14 protein-coding genes are annotated in these 21,961 nt (G+C 56.5%); 8 read left to right on the forward strand and 6 right to left on the reverse strand.

The window, feature by feature from the left end; all coding sequences use genetic code 11:
• The first annotated feature begins 11 nt into the window (after nucleotides 1–11).
• The 6 genes from BUC36_RS00065 to BUC36_RS00090 all read left to right on the forward strand — a co-directional run bounded on the left by BUC36_RS00065 (nucleotide 12) and on the right by BUC36_RS00090 (nucleotide 8,195).
• The gene (locus BUC36_RS00065) at nucleotides 12–1,766 is read left to right on the forward strand and encodes a hypothetical protein (protein WP_143186830.1); all 1,755 of its coding nucleotides are present in this window, start codon (nucleotides 12–14) and stop codon (nucleotides 1,764–1,766) included.
• Nucleotides 1,759–4,059 carry an alginate lyase family protein gene (locus BUC36_RS00070; RefSeq protein WP_200797163.1) on the forward strand — a complete coding sequence of 767 codons (2,301 nt, stop codon included), beginning with the start codon at nucleotides 1,759–1,761 and terminating at the stop codon, nucleotides 4,057–4,059. The genes BUC36_RS00065 and BUC36_RS00070 overlap by 8 nt, the downstream gene beginning before the upstream one ends.
• Nucleotides 4,060–4,064: 5 nt before the next feature.
• Complete coding sequence (locus BUC36_RS18650) at nucleotides 4,065–5,228, forward strand: glycosyltransferase (protein ID WP_159435958.1); 1,164 nt, start codon at nucleotides 4,065–4,067, stop codon at nucleotides 5,226–5,228.
• Between the two features lie 44 nt (nucleotides 5,229–5,272).
• Entirely contained in the window at nucleotides 5,273–6,391 is a 1,119-nt protein-coding gene (gene gmd / locus BUC36_RS00080) for a GDP-mannose 4,6-dehydratase (RefSeq protein ID WP_073270252.1), read from the forward strand.
• Entirely contained in the window at nucleotides 6,392–7,369 is a 978-nt protein-coding gene (gene fcl / locus BUC36_RS00085; protein WP_327049677.1) for a GDP-L-fucose synthase, read from the forward strand.
• A 73-nt stretch (nucleotides 7,370–7,442) separates the two neighbouring features.
• Nucleotides 7,443–8,195, forward strand: a complete 753-nt coding sequence (locus BUC36_RS00090) for a glycosyltransferase family 2 protein (RefSeq protein WP_073274361.1) — start codon at nucleotides 7,443–7,445, stop codon at nucleotides 8,193–8,195.
• 225 nt (nucleotides 8,196–8,420) lie between these two features.
• Here BUC36_RS00090 and BUC36_RS00095 read toward each other — a convergent pair whose 3' ends face one another.
• From BUC36_RS00095 to BUC36_RS00120, 6 genes are read right to left on the reverse strand one after another with little or no spacing between them, the layout of a single operon-like run.
• Entirely contained in the window at nucleotides 8,421–10,136 is a 1,716-nt protein-coding gene (locus tag BUC36_RS00095; RefSeq protein WP_234994844.1) for a BatD family protein, read from the reverse strand.
• Nucleotides 10,137–10,166: 30 nt separating this feature from the next.
• Entirely contained in the window at nucleotides 10,167–12,008 is a 1,842-nt protein-coding gene (locus BUC36_RS00100) for a VWA domain-containing protein (protein ID WP_073270255.1), read from the reverse strand.
• Nucleotides 12,008–13,087, reverse strand: coding sequence for a vWA domain-containing protein (locus tag BUC36_RS00105; RefSeq protein ID WP_073270257.1), 1,080 nt, complete (start codon nucleotides 13,085–13,087; stop codon nucleotides 12,008–12,010). Before BUC36_RS00105 ends, BUC36_RS00100 begins: the two co-directional genes overlap by 1 nt.
• The gene (locus BUC36_RS00110; protein WP_073270259.1) at nucleotides 13,080–13,646 is read right to left on the reverse strand and encodes a DUF4381 domain-containing protein; all 567 of its coding nucleotides are present in this window, start codon (nucleotides 13,644–13,646) and stop codon (nucleotides 13,080–13,082) included. Before BUC36_RS00110 ends, BUC36_RS00105 begins: the two co-directional genes overlap by 8 nt.
• Entirely contained in the window at nucleotides 13,643–14,608 is a 966-nt protein-coding gene (locus tag BUC36_RS00115) for a DUF58 domain-containing protein (RefSeq protein WP_073270261.1), read from the reverse strand. The genes BUC36_RS00110 and BUC36_RS00115 overlap by 4 nt, the downstream gene beginning before the upstream one ends.
• Entirely contained in the window at nucleotides 14,608–15,579 is a 972-nt protein-coding gene (locus BUC36_RS00120) for an AAA family ATPase (RefSeq protein ID WP_073270263.1), read from the reverse strand. The genes BUC36_RS00115 and BUC36_RS00120 overlap by 1 nt, the downstream gene beginning before the upstream one ends.
• 315 nt (nucleotides 15,580–15,894) lie before the next feature.
• Between BUC36_RS00120 and BUC36_RS00125 the strand changes: the two genes are divergently transcribed.
• Both BUC36_RS00125 and BUC36_RS00130 read left to right on the forward strand, forming a co-directional pair.
• Nucleotides 15,895–20,781 (forward strand): NAD-glutamate dehydrogenase, encoded by a 4,887-nt coding sequence (locus BUC36_RS00125; RefSeq protein ID WP_407661748.1) that lies wholly within the window; start codon nucleotides 15,895–15,897, stop codon nucleotides 20,779–20,781.
• Between the two features lie 94 nt (nucleotides 20,782–20,875).
• Nucleotides 20,876–21,913 (forward strand): quinone-dependent dihydroorotate dehydrogenase, encoded by a 1,038-nt coding sequence (locus BUC36_RS00130; RefSeq protein WP_073270267.1) that lies wholly within the window; start codon nucleotides 20,876–20,878, stop codon nucleotides 21,911–21,913.
• The last annotated feature ends 48 nt before the right edge of the window (nucleotides 21,914–21,961 follow it).

A 21,961-nucleotide genomic window follows, 5' to 3' on the forward strand; every position in this document is an offset into this window, starting at 1 on the left:
TAAGTGGTGGTATGAATCTCTTTAATTTATGCGGAAAATTTTTGCGATGGTACTTTAGGGTCTCTAAGTATTTTTGGCGGCAATATCCTGGTACAACTTTAATTGTGGTGTGCGCCGCGGTCGTTTCTCGAGTCGCGAACATTGCTGCCTTTATCTTGCCCTTGAAAATACTTTTGCTGGCGACATCGAAATCGGTTCCAAGCTATTTGAGTAATTTAGTTGCTGTGGAAGATAAGGCAATCTGGATTGTCTGGCTTTCTGTGGCGGCTTTTTGTTTTTATGCTTTGGCAGTTTTGACCGATTTGATGATGGATCACTTTTCCTTGTCGGGTGGTTCCAAAATCATGCTGCGAGCGAACGAGATCAATGTTGTTGGCAACCAAAAGGAGAGGGTAAAAGGATTTTATTCTGATTCCTGTGAAATATGGGCTGGAGGAATTTTTGTCGGATTGATATTCCTTATTATTTCTCTACTCAATATCTGGCTTTCCTTAGTGTACTTCGCTCTTTTTCTAATTGAGTTTTTGATCTCCGCTGCAGCCTTTAAGGGGCGAAGAGGGGGCTTGTCGAGCATAAAGAGGTTTATGCTGAATAATGTCGGCGGGTATCTAAGGCTTTTATTGTCGATTAATTTTTTGTTCGGTTTTGTCGTTATTCTTCTGCCGTTTTTTTTGTACGGTGAATTGCATGTTCTGACTGCAATCCTTTCGATTGTGTTGTCGCGGCAAATGCTGGCGGCAATGTCTGGAATGATAGCGAAAAGCGTTAAGATCTTTAAGATCCGAGATCTCACCGATCCATTAGTATTTCGTCATATCCAAGTCCCTGTAAAGGGGATTAAGAAGACGGCGCCATTGGCAAAACTGTTAAATGGCCCAAATTTAGCGGGGTGGATCGGTAATCATGTGGGGGGAGCCCTAGCGGTTGATCAGCCTCTGTTTATTAGCTGGGTTGATCCAATTATTCCTGATGTAAATAGTCTCCTGCTAAGTTCGAATGGTAAATTTGCTAATGGTGCAAAATACCTACGTATTCAATTATTCTCTCCGAGTTGGGAATATCTATACGCAAACGAGGAATTTCTATTTGCCCATCTGTCGCGGGATGCTATCGGGGCACCGGCTAAATTGTCAAGTTTTGAAGAGTCGGAACTGCAATGTCAGTTGTTGGATATCTCAGATTGTGTGCCAGTGACGCTGGCAGACTGGAAAAACATCAGTCGGGATGTTTTGCTGCAACAGTGGTCGGCTAAGCCCCCCAAGGCATTGGTGTCCGCATATGTCTCCACCCATCCGTTACTCCATCAAAGAATTGCTTCGGAGCTGGTCCAGAGAGTCGAAATAGCGTGTGAGACGGCATTCCAAAAGGAACTGTTGGTGGAGTTTCTCAAAAAGCTTCCCATGGTAAGGAGAGTGCTTAAGACTTTTCCACTATATATCCGAAACCAGGATACTCATCCGTCGAATGCCGTTTCGAATATGAAGGGAAAGTTCTTTTTGATTAATTGGGGTCGCTGGTCTGTTCAGCCTATTGGGGTAAAGCTACCAAATGGTATTGCGGACCAAGAAATAGGGAATATTTTAAGTCGCGCCAGGTTGGCCCGAAAAGATATTCCGGAATGGTTCGGATTTCAACATGTAAAATTCTCACAAACTGCTCTGCAATTGGAAGAAGAAATAAAATCGCAAAGATATAACTCAGCGCTTAAGTTGATTGAGTCCCTGCTATGCAACGAAGTCGTTCTCGGGGTTAATGAACATGCTTGATCTGCGTGCTTTAGTGGCTTCTATTCCGTTTGCACGCCGTATTAAACGAGTGTTCGATAAGCATGCCAGAATGAAATTTGTGGAGGTTTCATATCCTAAGGATAGGTTGAAGCCGGTTGGCACAAATGTGAAAGACGGGGAAAGTAAAGAATGCCAGCCCGATTCGAATAATTTCGTACTATACCGGATAATAGGTAATGACCTTGTGCCTAGGCACAAAAAAGGGCAGTCGAGAAAAAATCTGGAATTTATTCTGAAGCACGAGGCGGATCTCGCGAATTGCGAAAAGAGATTTATTGTTAATCGAATCGTTGATAGGGGCGAAGAAGAAAAGATAATACAACTATTGCAAACTTATCGGCTGCCGTATATCCGCATCCCATTTGACTACGATGCGTATCGTACCGTGGGGTGGGACATCTCTGGGCTTCCTGTTCACTTTGCTCCATATTCGTCCGGCTTTAAGCGGCTGCACCTCTCGTCACAGGGGATAGCACTATTACGTGTTTACCGGAAAAAAAACAACTATGTAATGAATAATAATGGTGCAAGGAATGTGGCACTGCAAGATGGAAAAAGGCGAGCAAAGTGGATCCTTCCCTGGGATGGCAACTGTTTTCTTACGCTTTCTGCGTGGGAGGAGATCCGGCGATCTGTTATCGCGCAGGCCGATTTTCCCTACCATATTGTGCCAATGGCCCGGATTCTGGATAACAATGAATTGCTGAATCCTGGTTATCGCCCGGAGGCGATAGAGGAGCCGCAGGTTGTTTTCAGGGCGGATTCAAACGAGGAATTTGATCCTGAGTATTCTTATGGGCGGCGTCCCAAGGTCGAGTTTTTATGGCGGATCGGTTTTCCGGGCAAGTGGGACAACTGGCCGATAGAGCCTTGGGACCTCCCGTGTCCCGCGTACTCTGCTGATGCCGGGAGATACGCGCAGGGCGGATGGGTCGCCCGTTTATATTCCGGTAAGGCAGAATTCGAGAAGCAACGTGATCACAACGCTTGGGTGGGGCGTGGCGAAGCTCGTACCGAGGCCATTGCGAGTATGCTTGATATGCTCGACGCAAAGGCCTTTGACCACAATCTCAACCCAGAACAGGTAATTTTTGTCCCCACGGCGGACAGGCTCGATGGTTCCGCCGTTGCACTGGGGTACCTCAGGAATGCTGCTGCGGAGGCTCTTACCAGAGGGCCGTTTTCAGTTGTGGATAAAACGACGCTTCCCCCTGGGCGGAATCGAAATGATTACTGGCATCCGGCTCCATACTATTGGCCGCATCCGCTGAAGATTCCGGGGCTGCCCTATGTGCGGCGTGATGGCCAGCGTGTTCCGGGCACTCGGATGTATGAACCGCTCAGTGAAAAATACGACCGTACCCGTGTCCAATACTTGTTTGATGACACCTATACGCTGGCTCTGGCGTGGTTGCAGTTTGGAGATCCCGAATATGGAAGGCACGGGGCGGAACTGGTTCGGCAATGGTTCCTGAAGCCTGAGACCGCTATGACGCCTCATCTTGAGTATGCGCAGGTTCGGTGCGGTCATAACAATAATCGCGGCGCCTGCTCCGGCATTATAGAGTTTAAAGACCTTTACTATTTCCTCGACGCTGTGCGCATTCTGAAGTCGGGCAACTTCCTGGTCACGGAGGAATACGCGGCCTTCAAAGCCTGGCTGGGTAACTATCTCGAATGGTTGCGTTTCAGCAGGCAGGGTATTGAGGAGCGCGCCGCCCTCAATAACCATGGAACCTATTACGATCTTCAAGTTGCAGCCATCTGTGCTTTTCTAGGTGAAGCCAAACTCTTGCGAGAGACTTTGCGTGATTCACGCTTTAGGTTGCTTGCGCAATTTGATGCGGCAGGGGCTCAGCCTCACGAGCTAGAGCGGACTAGTACTGCCCATTATTGTTGTTTCAACCTTCAGGGATGGATTCATCTCGCCCTTATCGCTGAATCGGTCGGCGAGGATCTTTGGAGCTTCACCGGGAAAGAAGGAAACGGAATCCGGAACGGGATGGAATGGCTTTTGGGGCACTCCGCCGGTTCCTGGCCTTACGCACAAATTGATGAATTCGATGCCGAACGCTTTTATCCGATTGCCTATTGCTACCTCGATAAATACGGTCATTCAAGAGCGAATATAAAGTTTCCAATACCGGCGCCTACTAAGATCAAGCCTCTGTACCACCCGCATGATGGTATCAGACCCTATTGGAACCTGTTCATGCCCGGGGCAGTTGGCAACGCGGTACCAGTGGCCCACGAGGAAGGGGTAATGGGGTGACTCGAGTGGAAAGGCATATTGCGCTGATTCCAGACAGGTTTGCTCTGTACCGTTATCCGGTCTTCAGGCTGATTAGCGAATATAGGAGATCAGGTTCGGAGGTGGTGATTTTTGCCGATCCTAGGGAGGATCCTTCAAGAGTAAGGCTGGCGCCAACAGAGTTCTGCAGTATGGATCCGGACGAAGGCGGGATTCGTTGGCAGAAAATCCGCAGTTTTTATTTTCGCAATATTTGTTTTTGGCAGACGGGCCTTCAAAGGCTGGCATTTTCGCGAAAGTTTCGAGTAATCGTCTATTGGGGTGAGGCCCACCGTGTTTCTACCTGGCTGAGCGCTACCATCGCAAAGTCATTTGGGAAGAAGGTCGTCTTCTGGACGCATGGCATATATGGGAATGAGGGGCGCCTGAAGAAGATCATCAGGACCTGCTTTTATCGTCTGGCCGATACCATTTTGCTATATAGCGAGCACGGCAGGCAGGAGCTCGTGTCCGCCGGCATTCCCGCTGAACGCCTCCACGTCATCAATAACTCTCTTGATGTCAGCGCACAATTGGAAGTCTTGAATTCCATAGATGATGCCTACGTGGAAAAAGTCAAGCGAGGGTTCTGTGAAGCGCCTGAGCGGTTGCTTGTCTTCATCGGCCGGCTCGAGCCGCAGAAATGCCTGCATTTGCTGATCCACGCTGTAGCGCGGCTCAGAAAGAGAGGCAGCCCGGTGAAAGCGCTCCTTATTGGAGATGGGATTGAGCGTTCAGCCCTATCTCAACTGGCTATGCAGCTTGGAGTAGAGAACGATATATTGTTCTACGGCGAATGTTATGACGACGCAGTTATCGTGCCATTACTGGCGGTCTCTGATATTTGTGTGTCCCCGGGCGAGGTGGGGCTGACAGCGATGCACGCACTGGTATGTGGTACGCCTGTCATCTCACACGATGACTTTCCCAATCAGATGCCAGAGTTCGAGGCAATCAAAGTTGGAAAAAGTGGTGCATTTTACCGGCGCGGTGATGTCGAGGATCTGGTAAAAAGGATCTCGACCTGTCTGGCCGATATTGATTCCGGCCGTATAACTCCTGAAAGTTGTCGTGAACAAATTCTGAGTAGTTACACGCCCGAGTTTCAGAGGTCGGTCTTCTATCGGGCCATTGATCCTTTGCTCGCGTAACGTTGTGCAGGCTAAGATTTAATCTTTTTTACATGGGGATTTGAATGCGTAAAGCATTGATTACGGGAATTACGGGTCAAGATGGCTCTTACCTTGCTGAGTTCCTGCTGGAGCGAGGTTATGAAGTTCACGGTATTAAACGCCGCGCGTCGTCTTTCAATACAGATCGAATCGATCACCTTTACCAGGATCCTCATGAGGCGGACCGGAGATTTGTTCTACATTATGGTGATCTTACCGATAGTTCCAATCTCACGCGAATTTTGAAAGAAGTGCAGCCCGACGAGGTTTATAACCTGGCTGCGCAGTCACACGTTGCGGTCAGCTTCGAGTCTCCAGAGTACACCGCTGATGTGGATGCGCTCGGGACGTTGCGGCTACTGGAGGCTATACGTCTCTTGGGACTTGATAAAAAGACTCGTTTTTACCAAGCGTCCTCATCCGAGCTCTATGGGCTCGTGCAAGAGACTCCGCAAAAAGAGACAACACCATTTTATCCCCGATCACCCTACGCAGTTGCTAAGTTATATGCGTATTGGATAACTGTGAACTTTCGGGAATCGTATGGCATGTACGCTTGTAACGGTATTCTTTTCAACCACGAATCTCCGCGGCGGGGAGAGACATTCGTCACGAGAAAGATCACCCGTGGACTTGCTAACATTGCTCAGGGTTTGGACACGTGCTTATACCTCGGAAATATGAATGCGTTGCGGGACTGGGGGCATGCGAGGGATTATGTCGAAATGCAGTGGCTGATGCTGCAGCAAGAACAGCCTGAAGATTTTGTGATCGCAACTGGAGTTCAATACTCCGTGCGCGATTTCGTCAGGATGACTGCTGCGGAGCTTGGAATCGAGATCGAGTTTGTTGGCGAGGGCCTACAGGAAAAGGGTGTGGTTGTTTCTGTTGTGGGCCGGGACGCCCCTGCTGTGAATCCTGGAGACGAGATTATTCGAGTTGATCCCAGATATTTCAGGCCTGCCGAGGTTGATACCCTTCTCGGGGATGCCAGTAAGGCTAAAGAAAGACTCGGATGGGCGCCTACTAGATCCATTGAAGAGTTGGTGGCCGAAATGGCGGCAAGCGATTTGGATCAGGCCAAACGTAATGTGCTATTAGCCAAAAATGGTTACTCGGTCACTACCCGGCAGGAAGGATAGATGCTGTCAAAGAAACGCGTTTTTGTAGCTGGGCACAAGGGTATGGTGGGGTCAGCCATCGTTCGAAAGTTCCGCGAAAGTGGTCGCGAAGATATTGTTACGCGCTCTAGAGATGAGCTCGACTTGTCAGATCAGGCCGCTGTTAGGCGATTTTTTGCGACCGAAAGTATCGACATTGTGTATCTCGCCGCAGCGAAAGTTGGCGGTATCTATGCTAACAATCAATATCCGGCTGAGTTTATATACCAGAACCTAGCCATAGAGTGCAATGTTATCCATGAGGCGCATCGATCGGGTGTTCAGCAGCTTTTGTTTCTGGGGTCATCCTGTATATATCCTCGTTTAGCCCAGCAGCCGATTGTTGAGGCGTCTCTCTTGCAGGGTTATCTGGAGCCTACTAATGAGCCTTATGCGATAGCAAAAATTGCCGGTATTAAACTCTGTGAGTCCTATTCTCGTCAGTATGGAAGAGATTATCGTAGCGTAATGCCTACAAACCTTTACGGGCCAAATGATAATTTTCACCCGGAAAATTCCCATGTGGTACCGGCGCTGATTCGGCGTTTCCATGAGGCTAAAGCCTGTGGTGCATCGGAAGTGGATGTCTGGGGTAGCGGTAGGCCGATGCGGGAATTTCTTCATGTGGATGACATGGCTGATGCCTGTATTCATGTTGCGGGGCTCGCAAGAAGTATTTATGAGTCTGAGACTCAGCCACTAATGTCGCATATTAATGTCGGATCGGGCGTTGACTGCACGATTCGAGAACTTGCGGAGAGTATTGCTCGAGTCGTTGGGTTTACTGGGCGTCTTGTTTTTGATGATAGCAAACCAGATGGCACCCCAAGGAAGCTGCTAGACGTTTCTCTGTTGAGGCGGTTAGGTTGGGAGTCCCAAATATCCTTGGAAGATGGGCTGCAATCGACTTATGAGTGGTTCGTTGAAAATATATATCTGCAAGAAGTCGCTTCAATTTGATAAATATTGTGACGTTATAACTGGGCGTTGATCTGAATAGGTCCGTTAGTTTTGTGGTTGGTTGGGGTTTTTTGTGCAGAAAGTAAGTGTTATCACTGTTTGTTTTAATAGTGTGGCAACCATCAGGGATGCAATTGAGTCTGTCTTGGGACAGGACTATCCAAATATTGAATACATTATTGTGGACGGTGGCTCCAGCGATGGAACAATGGACATCGTTCATGAGTACGCGGGGCGGATTGCGAAGGTTGTGTCAGAGCCAGATGATGGCATCTATGATGCAATGAACAAGGGGATACGTTCTGCGAGTGGTGATATTATCGGAATGCTTAATTCTGATGACGTCTATTCTGACGTTAAAGTGATTTCCGACATTGTTGAACAGTTCAATGTTTCAAGGGTTGACTCGGTTTACGCGGATTTATCTATAGTTGACAGGGTCAATTTGGATAAGACTGTTCGCTTCTGTAGCTCTAAGGACTTTAGTGTTTCCCGCGTGCGATGGGGATGGATGGTTCCCCATCCTACATTCTTTGTTAGGAAGCGTTGCTATGATGAGTTTGGTTTATACAAGTTGGATTATCGCGTGTCCGCGGATTTTGAAATGGTGGCCAGGTTGCTGTGGAAAGAAAAGGTTACTTTTTCTCGTCTTCCAAGGTGTATAGTAAAAATGCGCAATGGCGGTATAAGTACAACAGGTTTTTGGTGGAGGATTCACCAAAACTTGGAAATTGTCCGTGCGTGTAAGGAGAATGGGATATATACGAATATATTTCTTGTCATGCTTAAGGTGCCGATGAAGCTCCTTGAATATCTTAAAGCTTAGCAGGTGTGAGTGACGGAGAAATCTGTTAATGTACCAAATCTGCTGGGCGTTGATTTTCCTCTGATTGCCGGATTCATCTTATTTTTTCTTTCTTTTCACTATAGCTGTACAAGTGGAGTTGTGCCCCACTCATATTACTTGAAAGACTATTCGCCTTTTCTTTGCCAGCCTAATCGGATCTGTTTGCGGGTCAAACGACGCGCCCCACCTGCCAGCCTGAGAGGCTCATGTAAATAGTTCGGGTAAATAGCTATTGCTCGTCAGTCGATTTGGACTTGGTTCTCTTTTGAGTAGTCTGCTCACTAGTATTTGGATCTGTTGGCGGCTAAGCGGTTTCGGCGGGCTGAGGTAAAGGGCTGCATCCAGTAGTCGCTGCAGTTTTTCCACTTCTTCAAATTGCAGCTTTCGATTGGCCTCACTGAGGGTGTTTCCACTGACCTGGGGCCAGCGGGTACGCAGCCAGTTCAAGGTGGCCTGTTGTATCAGCTGTGCTTCGCCACTCTCCACGGCTCTTTCCAGGGCGCGGGCCTGCTGCTCGGCGTTTGGCTGGCGTTTCTCCACTTCCGCGTGACGCTTGCCGCCGCGATCGCGCAGATAGAAGAAATACAGCAGCCACAACAGGTGCGAGGCGAGGGCGGCTATGGCCAGGTTGCGCCAGAACTGGTTCTGCTCCACTACTGGCGCGGCGCCGGGCTTCAGGTCGGGAATGCCCTCGCCGGGTTGCTGCGCCGGTGTGGCCGCTGCCGCGCCGCTCACGGTAAAGCGGAAGGCCGGCAGCTGGGTTGCGCGCTGGCGGTCGGTTTTGGTATCCCACCAGGTGATGGTGATCGGTGGCAGCTGGTAGTCGCCGGGCTTGGTGGCGACAAGGGCCGTGGTTTCTATGCGGCTGCCGGTAACACCGTTCTGGTCTATCTGGTCATCCTGTTGCGGCTGGTCCGGATAGGTTTTCAGGCCCTCGACATTGAGCTTCGGCATGGGTGGGAGTTGCGCCGCGCGCAGCCCTTCGGCGCGCAGGGTAATGATACGGGTGATGGGTTCGCCGACCCTGAAGCTTTCCGGATCCTGGCTCCAGCTTTGCACCAGGCCGAGGCTGCTGGCGGGCAGCCAGTGGGGGCCGCTGTATTTGTCCGGCTTGGGTTTTACCTCGATGGTCTGGGCCTCGGAGCGCAGGCGCAGTCGCTGGCTGTTGCGGTTGAACAGTGAGAAGGGGTCGCGACGGCCGGCAACGGCGACATAGTTCAGCTGTGGAATGGTCAGTTCGCCGGAGCTCTCCGGGAAGACGGCGTAGACGAGTTCGTAGACGGCGTGGCCCACGCCATTGATGCGCCGTTCATAACGCTGTTCGTCGACCTTCTCCACGTGGGCGCCGGGAATCTGCAGGGGTTCCGTGGCGATATCGTGCAGCCCAATGGTGGTATACAGGCGCACCCTGACCAGCAGCTGCTCCTGCACGTAGATCTTGTCCTTGTCCAGTTCGATTTCCAGGAAAGCCTGTCGATCCGTCGCATCGGGTCCAGCGCCGGCTTCGGTCACGGTAATCGGAATCGCGTCGGAGATCTGCCCCTTGTGGTGCAGGGAGGGGACGAACAGGTTTCCCTCCCGTTTCGGGGCCAGGGTCAGCAGCCATTCGACGAAACTCTCTGCGCGGCCGTTGATGATCCGGTATTGGTTAGACTGCTGGCGGGAGAGGATGTCGAAGTCCTGTTCCAGCAGTTCGAAGTCTGGCTGGCCGCCACTCTCGTCGCCGGAGTAGCGCAGGCGCAGGTTCAGTGTTTCATCAATGCCGATCTTATTGCGGTCGACGGTTGCGGAGAGTTCGGACGCATGGGCGGCATTGGCGACTGCCAGTAACAGGAAAAGTTGAATCAGTGTCCTGACCCAACGGGTGACAGAGACACGATTACGGCCAGTGACAGAGTCCGACCAACTGATTGGTTTCACTTCGCAATAACCTTTTGCCATCTTACTTCGCTACCATCGCTGCGTGGCCCCGTTTTCCGGGGGGCGCCATTCACCGCTGCGATAGGCGCGGCGGCGCTGCAGGCTTTCGTACTTGAATTTCTCGCGCATCAGGCCGGCGGGATCATCGGGGATCTGCCGCAGCCACTGATCCAGGGCCTGTTGCGTCTCCGGATCCAGCGGGCTTTCTTCGGCACCGGCCTGCGGCTGTTCCCCTTGCTGCTCTTCGCCGTCCATTGCCTCGCCCGGTTGCTGCTGCGCTTGCTGTTCCCGTTGCTCGCCGTTTTGTGGCTCTTGCTCGGAGGGTTCCTGGTTTTCGCTGCCGGATGTTCCCGTTTGAGACCCGGAACCCTGCTGGTCTTGTTGTTGCTGATCCTGGTTCTGTTGCTGCTGTTGGTCGCTGCCGGACTGCTGTTGCTGCTGATCGCCGGACTGCTGTTGGTTTTGCTGAGACTGTTGTTGCTGTTGCTGCTGTTGTTCCTGCAGCTTTTTCAGTTTCTCGGCGATTTCCCGATTGTGCTCGGCGTCGGCAAATTGCGGCCGCTTTTTCAAGGCTTCGTCATACGCCGCGATGGCCTCGTTATAGAGTCCCTGGCGCGTCAGGCTGTTACCGAGATTGTACAGCCCCTGGGCGTCGGGGCTGCGGGCAAAATCTTCCTCGGCTGCGGGGAAGTCGCCGGCGCGGTAATTGGCCGTACCGCGCCACTGGGGGTTTCTGAAAGTCTTCGCGGCCTGTTCGGCCTGGCCATCCTGTAGCAGCTGCTGGGCCTGTTGATCCTGGCGCTGCCAGAGATCCTGCCACTCAAATGCCTGGCTCTGCTGTGGCGGTAACAACAGTAGTGTAAAGGGGACGGTGCAGGCCAGGGCGCCGCGACGGAAAAGCAGGGCGGCCAGCGGCAGCAACAGCAGCACCAGCCAGGGCCCTTCTTCGCTCCATTGATCGAACTCGCGTTCCGTGAGCTGGGCCTGCTCCGGAGCTTCACTTTCCGGAAGTAGGTGCGCAATATCGCTGTCGTCGACACTGATCTTGGCGAAGCGGCCGCCACTGCCGCGTGCCAGCCGCGACAGTTCGCCGGCATCAAAATTGGCGATGATGATAGAGCCATCGCTGTCGGTGACAAAGCCACTGCCATTGCCGCGGGGGATGGGGCTGCCTTCGCCACTGCCAACGGCGAGAATATTCAGCTCTACTTTGGCGTCCCTTAGTAGCTTGGCGACGGTGTCCACTGCCATTTCGTCGATGCCGTCAGTGACGGCCAGCAGCTGCCCCTGCCCCGCGGCGCCGTCCTTCAGCAGGCGGATACCGGTTTCCACGGCCATTTCGGTATTGCTGCCGGGTACTGGCACGATCGACGGCGATAGGGCCGGTACCAGGTTGGCGATAGTGGCGGTGTCCTCGGTCAGCGGTGTTACCACATGGGCCTCGCCGCCATAACCCACCAGTGCGGTGAGCCCGTCCTTGCGCTGTCGCAGAATATCGAGGACTTTCAGTCGCGCGCGGGTGAGTCGGTTCGGCGAGAGATCGGTCGCCATCATCGACGGAGACAGGTCCAGCAGAATCACCAGGGCGTCCTGGCTGCTGTATACCGGTGTGGGCAGTTTGCGCCAGGTAGGTCCCGCGAGGGCGACAATCATTCCGGCAAGCAGCGCGAAGATCAGCGCGAAGAGCCACGGCCGCCGTGCGCCGCCGCGCAGCAGCAGGTGGGGCAGGAGGTCGGCATCGATGATTTTTTGCAACTGGCCACTGTTCAGGATGGTACGGGCCAGGCCCCAGCAGGCGAGGGCAGAGGGCAGCAGCAGCCACAGGAAATGTGGTCGCAGGAAGTGGAATTGTTCGAGGTCGGAGACATACATCAGGTAGCTTGACTCCGGTTCGAGAAATCGCCGGCAGGGCCGGCTCCCACAGCGTGCTTTCGAGTTGTCCGGCTGGGACGGGGCTCGCCACTGCCGATATTGAGCAGCAGCGGCACTGCGGTCCAGAGCAGCGCCAACGACAGCGCGGCGCCCAGCGGCCAGATATACAGGGATTTCAGTGGCCGGTAGCTCTCGGCCTCCTGTTCGACCGGCTCCAGCCGGTCCAGTTCGGCGTAAATTTCTGCCAGTTCCTGGGGGTTGTGGGCGCGGAAGTAGCGTCCGTCGGTTTTATCGGCGATGGCCTGCAGGGTTTCACTGTCCAGGTCGCGCGACGGATTAATGCGCCGGCTGCCAAAGCGGCTGCCGAGCAAGCCCGGCTGGACCATTTCCTCGGCACCGACGCCGACGGTATAGACGGTGACACCGGCCTGCTGGGCCAGTTCGGCGGCCTTGAGCGGCGATACCTCACCGGCGGTATTGGCGCCGTCGGTGAGCAGGATCAACACGCGCTGCTCCGCCGGGCGCTGGGTCAGGCGCTTGACCGACAGCCCGATCGCATCGCCGATGGCGGTGCCCTGTCCGGCGAAGCCGATCTGCGCTTCGCGCAGCAGGGTGCCGACGGTTTCGCGGTCATAAGTCAGTGGCGCCTGCAGGTAGGCGCGGGTGCCGAACAGAACCAGGCCCAGGCGGTCGCCTTCGCGGCGTTCAACGAAATCACCGACAACCTGTTTTACGGCATCGATGCGCATCGCCGGCCGGCCGCCGAGCAGCATGTCCGGTGTTTCCATGCTGCCGGAGATATCCACCGCGACGAGCAGATCCCGCGCGCTGCTGGTTTGGGTGATCGGCTCGCCATACCACTGCGGCCGCGCCGCGGCGCCGATCAGCAATAGCCACAGCAGTGCCATAAGCAGCAGGTTGAACAGGTTGCCCTGGTCGCTGCTGCCGCGCTGGGATAGCTCGGAATAGAAAGGCACCTTGAGGGCGCTGCTGAGTGGCCGGGCGCGCGGCAAAAAATAGCGGGCCAGCACGGGGAGCGGCAGGAGGGCGAAGGCCCAGGGCCAGGCAAATTCAAACATTGCTGGCCTCCACTGTCCCGGGTATGGGGGGGCGGGAGTGCTTTTCGCCGTGTCGCTTTACCCACTCAACCGCGTAGCGGCGGAATGCTTCGCTGGCGGATTTGTCAATGGTGTCCGCGCGGTAGAGGTGTTCGAGCACGGCCTTTCTGGCCGGGTCCGGGCAGGGGATTGCGGCGCTGTCTGCCAGGAACTCGAGCCAGGGCAGGCCGGTCAGATTTCCGCAATCACTGCGGCCGAAGGTGGTTACGGCGACGCGCTTCAGGATCTCGTTGATTTCCTGGAGGGCGGTCCGCTCCCCGATGTCGATTGACTGCAGCAAGCGGACCGCCTCAACGCGGTAGCGATTGTGCAGTCGTTGCCGGCGTCGGTGACGCCACCACACGTACACGCCGACCGCACAGGCGAGTATCACCAGCGCCAGCAACCACCAGCCAGGGGCGGGCGGCCACCAGCTGACGGGTGCCGGTTCGTGGATATCGCGCAGCTGCTCCAGCAATTTCTGCGCTTCCGGTGACGGCGGCGGTGCAGCCGGTGCCTGCTTCACTGCGACTGCCCTCATGCGCTCCGCCCCCGCAGCGCCTGTTGGCGTCCGCCGTAATAAGAGAGCAGGGTGGGCAGCAGCGGCTGGGTATTGTCAAAATCCAGCAGCGGCAGTCGGTGTTTGCGGCAGAGTTGCTCGACTTCGGCGCGGGCCTGGGCCTGTTTGTCGGCAAAGTGTTCACGCAAGGGGCGACTGCTGGCGTTGAGGAAGGTGCGCTGGCGACCATCCGAAATGGTCAGGGAATGTGCTGGCAGTTGCTGCTCCAGCGGATCGGACACGCGAATCACCTGCAGATCGGCGTGACGGGTCAGCAGATATAGAGGCTGTGAGCAGCGCTCGTCGAGATCGTGGCAGTCGCTGATCAGGAAGAGGGCGCTGCCGGGGCGCGCGATGCGTCGCGCTTCCTCGAGCAATTGCTTGAGCGACTGGCTGCCGCGCTCCGCGATCGGGCTCTGCAGTTCACCGGCGCGAGCGACCATGCCGTGAATCATGGACAGTACCGCGTGATGGCTGCGGCGCGGTCGCACCGTATCGATTTCCCGGTCGGCGAACAGCAGCGCACCGATGCGATCGCTGTGCTGCAGGGCCGCCCAGCCAAGTGCCGCGGCGATGCCGCTGGCGGCCACGGATTTGAAAGCGAGGTGGCTGCCAAAAAACATCGGCGAGCGCAGGTCGAGCATAATCACCACCGGCCGCTCGCGCTCTTCCTGATACAGCTTTGTGTGCGTCGTGCCGGTGCGCGCGGTTACGCGCCAGTCGATGGTGCGCACGTCGTCCCCGGCCTGGTAGTCGCGCACTTCTTCGAAGTTCATGCCGCGGCCGCGATAGCGGGTGAGCAGATTGCCGGCCTGGTCGCTGCGGGCCAGGCGCGGCTTGAACAGCTGCAACTGGCGCGCGATATAGCGCATCTGCACGAGCGGGGCCACCTCGGGGTAGGCGCCGCGCAGATTCAGGTCGGAGTGGGGTACAGCTTGTGGCATCAGATCGCCGGTACCTGTTGCAGCAGTCGCGTGATCACCTGGTCGGCGGTAACGCCGGCGGCTTCCGCTTCGAAGCTGAGCAGCAGGCGGTGGCGCAGAATGTCGGGGGCCACGTCCATTACGTCGTCGGGAGTGACGAAGTCGCGTCCGGCAAGCCAGGCCCGGGCGCGGGCGCACCGATCCAGTGCAATTGTGGCTCGCGGACTTGCACCAAAATCTAGCCAGGATGCCAGCTCGCTGTCATACTTCGCCGGCTCTCGTGTAGCAATGACAAGTTGGACAGTATAGGTCTCCACCGCTTCCACCATCTGCATCTCCAGAATCTGGCGGCGGGCGCGGAAAATGGTTTCCTGGCTGATCACTTCGGAAGGGCGATTTTCGCCAAGGCTTGCCTCGGATCTGGCCAAGCGCAAAATTTTAGCTTCCGCGTCGGCACCGGGGTAGGCAAGATTCACCTGCATGAGGAACCTATCCAATTGTGCCTCTGGCAGCGGATAAGTCCCTTCCTGTTCTATAGGGTTTTGTGTCGCCATCACCAGGAATAATTCTGGAAGCGGATACGTTTTTCGGCCCACGCTGATCTGGCGTTCTGCCATGGCCTCCAGCAGTGCCGACTGTACTTTCGCCGGCGCGCGGTTGATCTCATCCGCCAGTACCAGGTTGTGGAACACAGGCCCGGGTTGAAAATGGAACTCTCCGGTTTCCGGTCGGTAAATATCGGTGCCGGTAATATCGGCCGGCAACAGGTCCGGCGTAAATTGGACGCGATGGAAATCACCCTCTATAGCCTCGCCCAGCGTTTTGATCGCCTTGGTTTTGGCCAGCCCCGGCGCCCCCTCCACCAGCAGGTGGCCGTCCGCCAACAGGGCAATCAGTATGCGGTTGACCAGGGTCTCCTGGCCGATGATCTGCTGCCCCAGCCAATCGCCCAATGCGATGACGCGATCCCTGATATTCCGGTTTGCTTCCATAGTCTCGTTTCTTCTGTGAATGATCCTGCCCCCGTCCGGCCGGGCGGCTATCTATCATCTTTTATATATAGTCGCCGCCACCGCGAGGGTGGGGCCTGTTGATTTTAGCGGCACTCGGCTCTGAGGCAAACGCCGCGCAGCTGATAGACCGTCCGACTTTGGCATAGTTCGGCCGGGACTGGAGCCGGGTTCGAGCCCGGCAAAATTTTAAATTTATGGACTTGTTCCTGCACCCGTGTGGGGATAAGGCGACAGTATTTTCGGATCTGGGGAAACCGGAGCCGGTGTTAGAAGATTGAACTTGGGAGGTTCTCCGTGAATATGGCGACGGTGATCACCGACAGCCGTGAAGAATTAGTGGCGCAGGTTAGCGCATTGATTCGGGAAAAGCTGGCGGAACAGGCTGAGCCGGTAGTGGCCTTTGCGCAGCAGTTCCTGCACCAGTACCCACTGGAAGATATGGCAGGTCGGCGCCTGGTCGACGTCTATGGCTGCATCTACAGCTGGTGGAACTTTATCCAGCAGCGCCCGGGGGACAAGCCAAAGGTGCGCGTATTCAATCCGCGCCTGGAGGACGACGGCTGGGAGTGCTCCCATACCGTGGTTGGCGTACTGCAGCGGGACATGCCGTTTTTGGTGGATTCGGTGCGTATTGAGATCAATCGCCGCGACACCGTCATCCACTCAATAAAAAGTACCGTGATGCGGCTTAAGCGCAGCAAGTCTGGCAAGCTGCAGAAACTGCTGCCTTCACCCTGTGAGGCACCGGATGAGCCGCAGGAATCGAGTGCATCGAATGAGGCGTTGATCTATGTCGAGATCAACCTGGACAGCTCACCGGGCTATGCATCTGACCTGACTGCGGCCCTGAAGGACGTACTGGGTGATGTCGAGCTCGTGGTGGACGATTACGTGCCGATGCTCGATACCTGCAGCGCGATGGAAGACCAGCTGCACACCGGCCTCGCCGAGGATGATGCCAACCTGCAGGAGGCGTGTGCCTTTTTGCAGTGGATGCGCGACGGCAACTTTACCTTCCTTGGCTACCGCGAATACGAATTCTGCCAGCAGGGGGACAAGAAGATTCTCTGTGAGGTGGAGCAGCGCCGTCTCGGCATTTTCAAGAAGTTGGAGGAGCCAGCGGAACCGACACCGGAAGCCGCTTTCAACGAAGGCAAACAGCGCTTCTACCAGGGGCCGAATTTCCTCACCTTCGCCAAGTCATCGGTGCAATCGCGGGTGCACCGCGCCGCTTATTCAGATTATGTCTCCGTCAAGCGCTACAACGCCGACGGCGAAGTCATCGGCGAGTCCGCCTTTATGGGACTCTATACATCTCCGGTTTATACCGAGAGCCCGGCCAAGATTCCGATTATCCGTCGCAAGATGGCATCGATCGTCGAATCGAGTGGTCTGGCCCCCCACAGTCACGACGGCAAGGCGCTGCGCCGTATTCTCGACACCTTTCCCCGCGACGAGCTGTTCCAGAGCAGTACCCAGGGGCTGTTCGATACGGTGATGGGCGTGCTGAGCATGAACGAGCGCGCGCATATCCGCCTGTTTATGCGCCGCGATCCGTTTGGCAAGTTCGTAACCGCCACCGTTTATGTGCCGCGGGAGCAGTTCAACAGCAGCGTGCGGGAGCTGATCTGCGCGCATATTGCCAAGGCCATCAAGGCCATCGATTCCGATTTCACTACTTACTTTTCCGAGTCCATTCTCGCGCGGGTGCACTTCGTATTCCGTGTTTCCCCGAGCGAGCCGGTAGACATTGACGTGGCGCGACTGGAGGCGCAAATCGTGGACATAACCCGTTCCTGGGAAGATGTATTCCAAAAATCCCTGATCGAAAGCCACGGAGAAGAGGAGGGCAACCGACTCTACAGTGTTTACGGCCGGGCATTTCCCGCTGGTTATCGCGAGGATTTTGAACCGCGTATCGCCGTGCAGGATATCGCGGCCATCGACGACCTGAGCGAGCAGAACCGGGTGGCGATGAGTTTCTACCAGCCGGTCGGAGCAGCGCCGGGCAGCCTGCGTTTCAAGGTGTTCAACTGGGGCAGCGGCCTGACACTGTCAGATGTGATTCCCGTGCTGGAAAACCTGGGTCTGCGGGTGATGGGCGAGTTCCCATACACCATCCGCCCGAGCGGCAGAACCGATGTGTGGATGCACGAGTTCCATCTCGAATTTGGCCTGCCCACCCGCGTGGATGCGCAGGCGTCCCGCAACCTGTTCCAGGACGCCTTTGCCGCGATCTGGAGCAATGTGGCCGAGAGTGACTCCTTCAACCGGCTGGTGCTGGCGGCCCGCCTGAACTGGCGCGAAGTTGCCATGCTGCGCGCCTACGCCCGCTACCTGAAGCAGACCAAGTTCAGTGCCAGCCAGGAATATATCGCTGCGACCCTGGCCAACCATGTGGAAATCACCCGCAACCTGGTGGCGCTGTTCCGCGCGCTGTTTGATCCGCGCATCAGCACCGGCAAACAGGACCAGTCCCGCGTAGAGCGCCTGATCAAGAAGATCCACGAGGGGCTCGATGCGGTTGACAACCTGAACGAAGACCAGGTGATTCGCCGCTACCTGGAACTGATCCTGGGCACGCTGCGCACCAACTGCTTCCAGACCGGTGCCGATGACCAGCCCAAGGACTACATCTCGATCAAGTTCAGCCCGCGCAATATCCCCGGCATTCCGGAGCCGCGGCCGGAATTCGAGATCTTCGTCTATTCGCCGCGCGTGGAAGGCGTGCACCTGCGGGGCGGCAAGGTGGCGCGCGGCGGCCTGCGCTGGTCCGACCGGCTGGAGGATTTCCGCACCGAGGTGCTGGGTCTGGTGAAGGCGCAGGCGGTGAAGAATGCGGTTATCGTACCCAGTGGCGCCAAGGGCGGCTTCGTGGTGCGCCAGCCGCCGGCGGACAGCAGCCGCGAGGCGATGATGGAGGCGGGCATCGCCTGCTACCAGACATTTATTCGCGGTTTGCTCGATATCACCGACAACCTCAAGGACGGCGAGGTCGTGCCGCCGGAGCAGGTAGTGCGCCGCGACGAGGATGACCCCTATCTGGTGGTCGCGGCCGACAAGGGCACTGCAACCTTCTCCGATATCGCCAACAGCATTGCCGCGGAGTACGACTTCTGGCTGGGAGACGCCTTTGCCTCCGGCGGCAGCCAGGGCTACGACCACAAGAAGATGGGCATTACCGCCCGCGGTGCCTGGGTATCGGTGCAGCGACACTTCCGCGAGATGGGCGTGAATGTCCAGAAAGAGGACTTCTCTGTTATCGGCATTGGCGATATGGCGGGCGACGTGTTTGGCAACGGCATGCTGCTGTCCGAACATATCTGCCTGAAGGCGGCATTCAACCATCTGCACATCTTTATCGACCCGAACCCGGATGCGGCGAGCAGTTATGCCGAGCGCGTGCGCCTGTTCGAGATGCCGCGCTCCAGCTGGACGGATTACAACCAGAAGCTGATCTCCAAGGGCGGCGGAATCTTCGAGCGCCGCGCCAAGTCGATCAAAATCACGCCTGAAATGCAGGCGGCATTCGGCATCGACGCGGACCAGCTGAATCCGAACGAGCTGATCAGCGCCTTGTTGCGCGCGTCGGTGGACCTGATCTGGAACGGCGGTATCGGCACCTACGTGAAAGCCAGTACCGAGTCTCACGCCGAGGTCGGCGACAAGTCCAATGACCATCTGCGCGTCGACGGCCGCGAGCTGCGCGCCAAGGTGTTCGGCGAGGGTGGCAACCTGGGCATGACCCAGCGCGGCCGCATCGAATTCGCCCTGAACGGGGGCCGCTGTAACACCGACTTTATCGACAACGCCGGGGGCGTGGACTGCTCGGACCACGAGGTCAACATCAAGATCCTGCTGAACAAGGTGGTTACCAACGGGGATCTGACCGACAAGCAGCGCAACCAGCTGCTGGAGGAAATGACCGATTCTGTCGCCGAGCTGGTGCTGCACAATAACTATGACCAGACCCGCGCCCTGAGTCTGGCCGAGTACCAGGTGCCCGAGCGACTGGACGAGTACCGCCGCACCATCAACGCGCTGGAGAGCGAAGGGCGGCTGAAGCGCGCCCTGGAATTTATTCCGGATAACGAGCAGATCACCGAGCGCCAGAACAAGGGGCAGTACCTGACCCGCCCGGAACTGTCGGTGCTGATCTCCTACGTGAAGGTGAAGCTGAAGGAGGACCTGCAGAGCGCGGAAATCATCGACAACGCGCAGGTTCAGGAAGCGGTTGAGTCCGCCTTCCCCGAGGAACTGGTCGCGCGCTACCGCGAGCTGGTCTATGACCACCCGCTGCGCCGCCAGATCGTGTCGACCCAGGTGGCCAACGAGATGGTCAACAGTATGGGGATCACCTTCTATCACCGCATCAGCAGTGCGACCGGGGCGGATATCAACAGTGTGGCCGCGGCCTATATCAGCGCCCGCGATGTTTACCTGATGCCGCAGTTCCAGGAGCAGGTCGCCTCACTGGACTACGAAGTGCCGGCCGAACTGCAGAAAAAGCTGCTGAGTTCCATGGCGGGTCGGGTGCGCCGCGCCACCCGCTGGTTTATCCGCAACCGCCGCAATGACCTGGAGCCGGCGCTGAACTGCGAGCTGTTCCAGGCATCGGTTCAGCGGGTCATCAAGGCGCTGCCGGAAGTCCTGAGCGGCGCGCCGCGGCGCGACTGGGAGTCCCGCTACCAGAAACTGCTGGAGGCCAAGGTGCCGGAGGAAGTGGCGCTGCTGGCGGCCTCCCCGACCTACCTGTATTCGGCCCTGGGGATCTCCGAATCCGCCCGCGCCAGTGAGCGCCCGGTGGAGGAGGTGGCGATCGTCTACTTCCGCCTCGCCGACGTGTTGAATCTGCACTGGTTCGGCAACCTGATTATCGATTTACCGGTGGAAAGCTTCTGGCAGGCCCAGGCCCGCGAGACCAGCATGGATGACCTCGACAGCCAACTGTCGAGTCTTGCCGTGAACATCCTGCGTCTCGCCGGAGAGGCCGGAGTTGACGTGGATGGTGCAATGTCCCGCTGGAGCGCTATCATGGCGCCCACGATCCAGCGCTGGAACAGCATGATCGCGGAACTGAAGGCATCTCCGGTAAGCGATTTTGCGATGTTTACGGTCGCGCTGCGGGAACTGATGTATCTGGCCAACGCGACCGCGGACCAGGAATCGCTGGCCGAATAGTACAGCGCGGGCCGCAATTGTGCGGCCCGCGCAGAGCCGGGGTGGGGCGTTCGTTCGCCCCGGTCGGTCGAAAGAGACAGAAAAAAGGAAAGGCATGTATTCACATCTGCGCAAGGCCCTGTTTGCGCTCGATCCCGAGCGAGCTCACCACCTGTCGCTGGATGCCATAGGTGCAGCTGAGCGGCTCGGCTTGATGTCCCTGTTCGCCAAGCCGATAGCCGATGACCCGGTGGAATTGATGGGATTGACGCTGCCGAATCCGGTAGGGCTCGCGGCGGGTCTGGACAAGAATGCCCAGGCATTCAACGGGCTGGGAGCGCTCGGCTTTGGCTTTGTCGAAGTCGGTACGGTGACGCCGCGCCCGCAGCCGGGTAATCCGCTGCCGCGCCTGTTCCGCCTGGAAGAGGCCGATGCAATTATCAATCGCATGGGATTCAATAACGAGGGGGTCGATTACCTGGTACAGCGCGTCAAGCGCCGCCGCTTCGGTGGCGTGCTGGGTATCAATGTCGGCAAGAATTTCGATACGCCGGTAGAGCGCGCCGCAGACGACTACTGCCTGTGCATGGATAAAGTCTATCCCTATGCGGATTACATCACCGCCAACGTGTCGTCTCCTAACACCAAGGGACTGCGGGACCTGCAGTTTGGGGAGAGCCTGAACCGTCTGCTCGGTGCGATCAAGGAGAAGCAGGCACAGTTGGCTCAGCAGAGCGATCGATACGTGCCGCTGGCCGTCAAGATTGCGCCGGATGTGGACGACGATGCGATCGCGCAGATCGCCGAGACCTTGTGTGAATTTGAAATAGACGGCGTCATCGCCACCAATACCACCATCGACAAATCGGCGGTGGCTCACCTGCCACATGGAAATGAAGAGGGTGGCTTGAGCGGCAAGCCGTTACAGCAGAAATCCACCAGGGTCATTGCGCAGCTGGCAGAAGAGCTGAAGGGGCGCCTTCCGATTATCGGTGTGGGTGGAATCTTCGATGGCGAGAGTGCGGCAGAAAAAATCCGTGCCGGCGCAACGGCAGTGCAGATCTATACCGGCTTTATTTACCGCGGTCCGGAAGTGATCCGTGAGGCTGCCGAAGCGATCGCACTGGTGCGCCGCAGTGGCGCCGCGAGTTGACTGACTGCCATCACTCGAAGTGAAGGTCGAGAGGAGCCCGCGGCGCAA

It is taken from the genome of Microbulbifer donghaiensis, assembly GCF_900129095.1.
In the GTDB taxonomy this organism is placed as follows: Bacteria; Pseudomonadota; Gammaproteobacteria; order Pseudomonadales; family Cellvibrionaceae; genus Microbulbifer; species Microbulbifer donghaiensis.

Coding starts and splice junctions, on each gene's coding strand:
- BUC36_RS00130 (WP_073270267.1), top strand. CDS start 20,876: ATGTATTCACATCTGCGCAAGGCCCTGTTTGCGCTCGATCCCGAGCGA.
- BUC36_RS00100 (WP_073270255.1), bottom strand. CDS start 12,008: ATGTATGTCTCCGACCTCGAACAATTCCACTTCCTGCGACCACATTTC.
- BUC36_RS00065 (WP_143186830.1), top strand. CDS start 12: ATGAATCTCTTTAATTTATGCGGAAAATTTTTGCGATGGTACTTTAGG.
- BUC36_RS00110 (WP_073270259.1), bottom strand. CDS start 13,646: ATGAGGGCAGTCGCAGTGAAGCAGGCACCGGCTGCACCGCCGCCGTCA.
- BUC36_RS00115 (WP_073270261.1), bottom strand. CDS start 14,608: ATGCCACAAGCTGTACCCCACTCCGACCTGAATCTGCGCGGCGCCTAC.
- gmd (WP_073270252.1), top strand. CDS start 5,273: ATGCGTAAAGCATTGATTACGGGAATTACGGGTCAAGATGGCTCTTAC.
- BUC36_RS00070 (WP_200797163.1), top strand. CDS start 1,759: ATGCTTGATCTGCGTGCTTTAGTGGCTTCTATTCCGTTTGCACGCCGT.
- fcl (WP_327049677.1), top strand. CDS start 6,392: ATGCTGTCAAAGAAACGCGTTTTTGTAGCTGGGCACAAGGGTATGGTG.
- BUC36_RS00120 (WP_073270263.1), bottom strand. CDS start 15,579: ATGGAAGCAAACCGGAATATCAGGGATCGCGTCATCGCATTGGGCGAT.
- BUC36_RS00105 (WP_073270257.1), bottom strand. CDS start 13,087: ATGTTTGAATTTGCCTGGCCCTGGGCCTTCGCCCTCCTGCCGCTCCCC.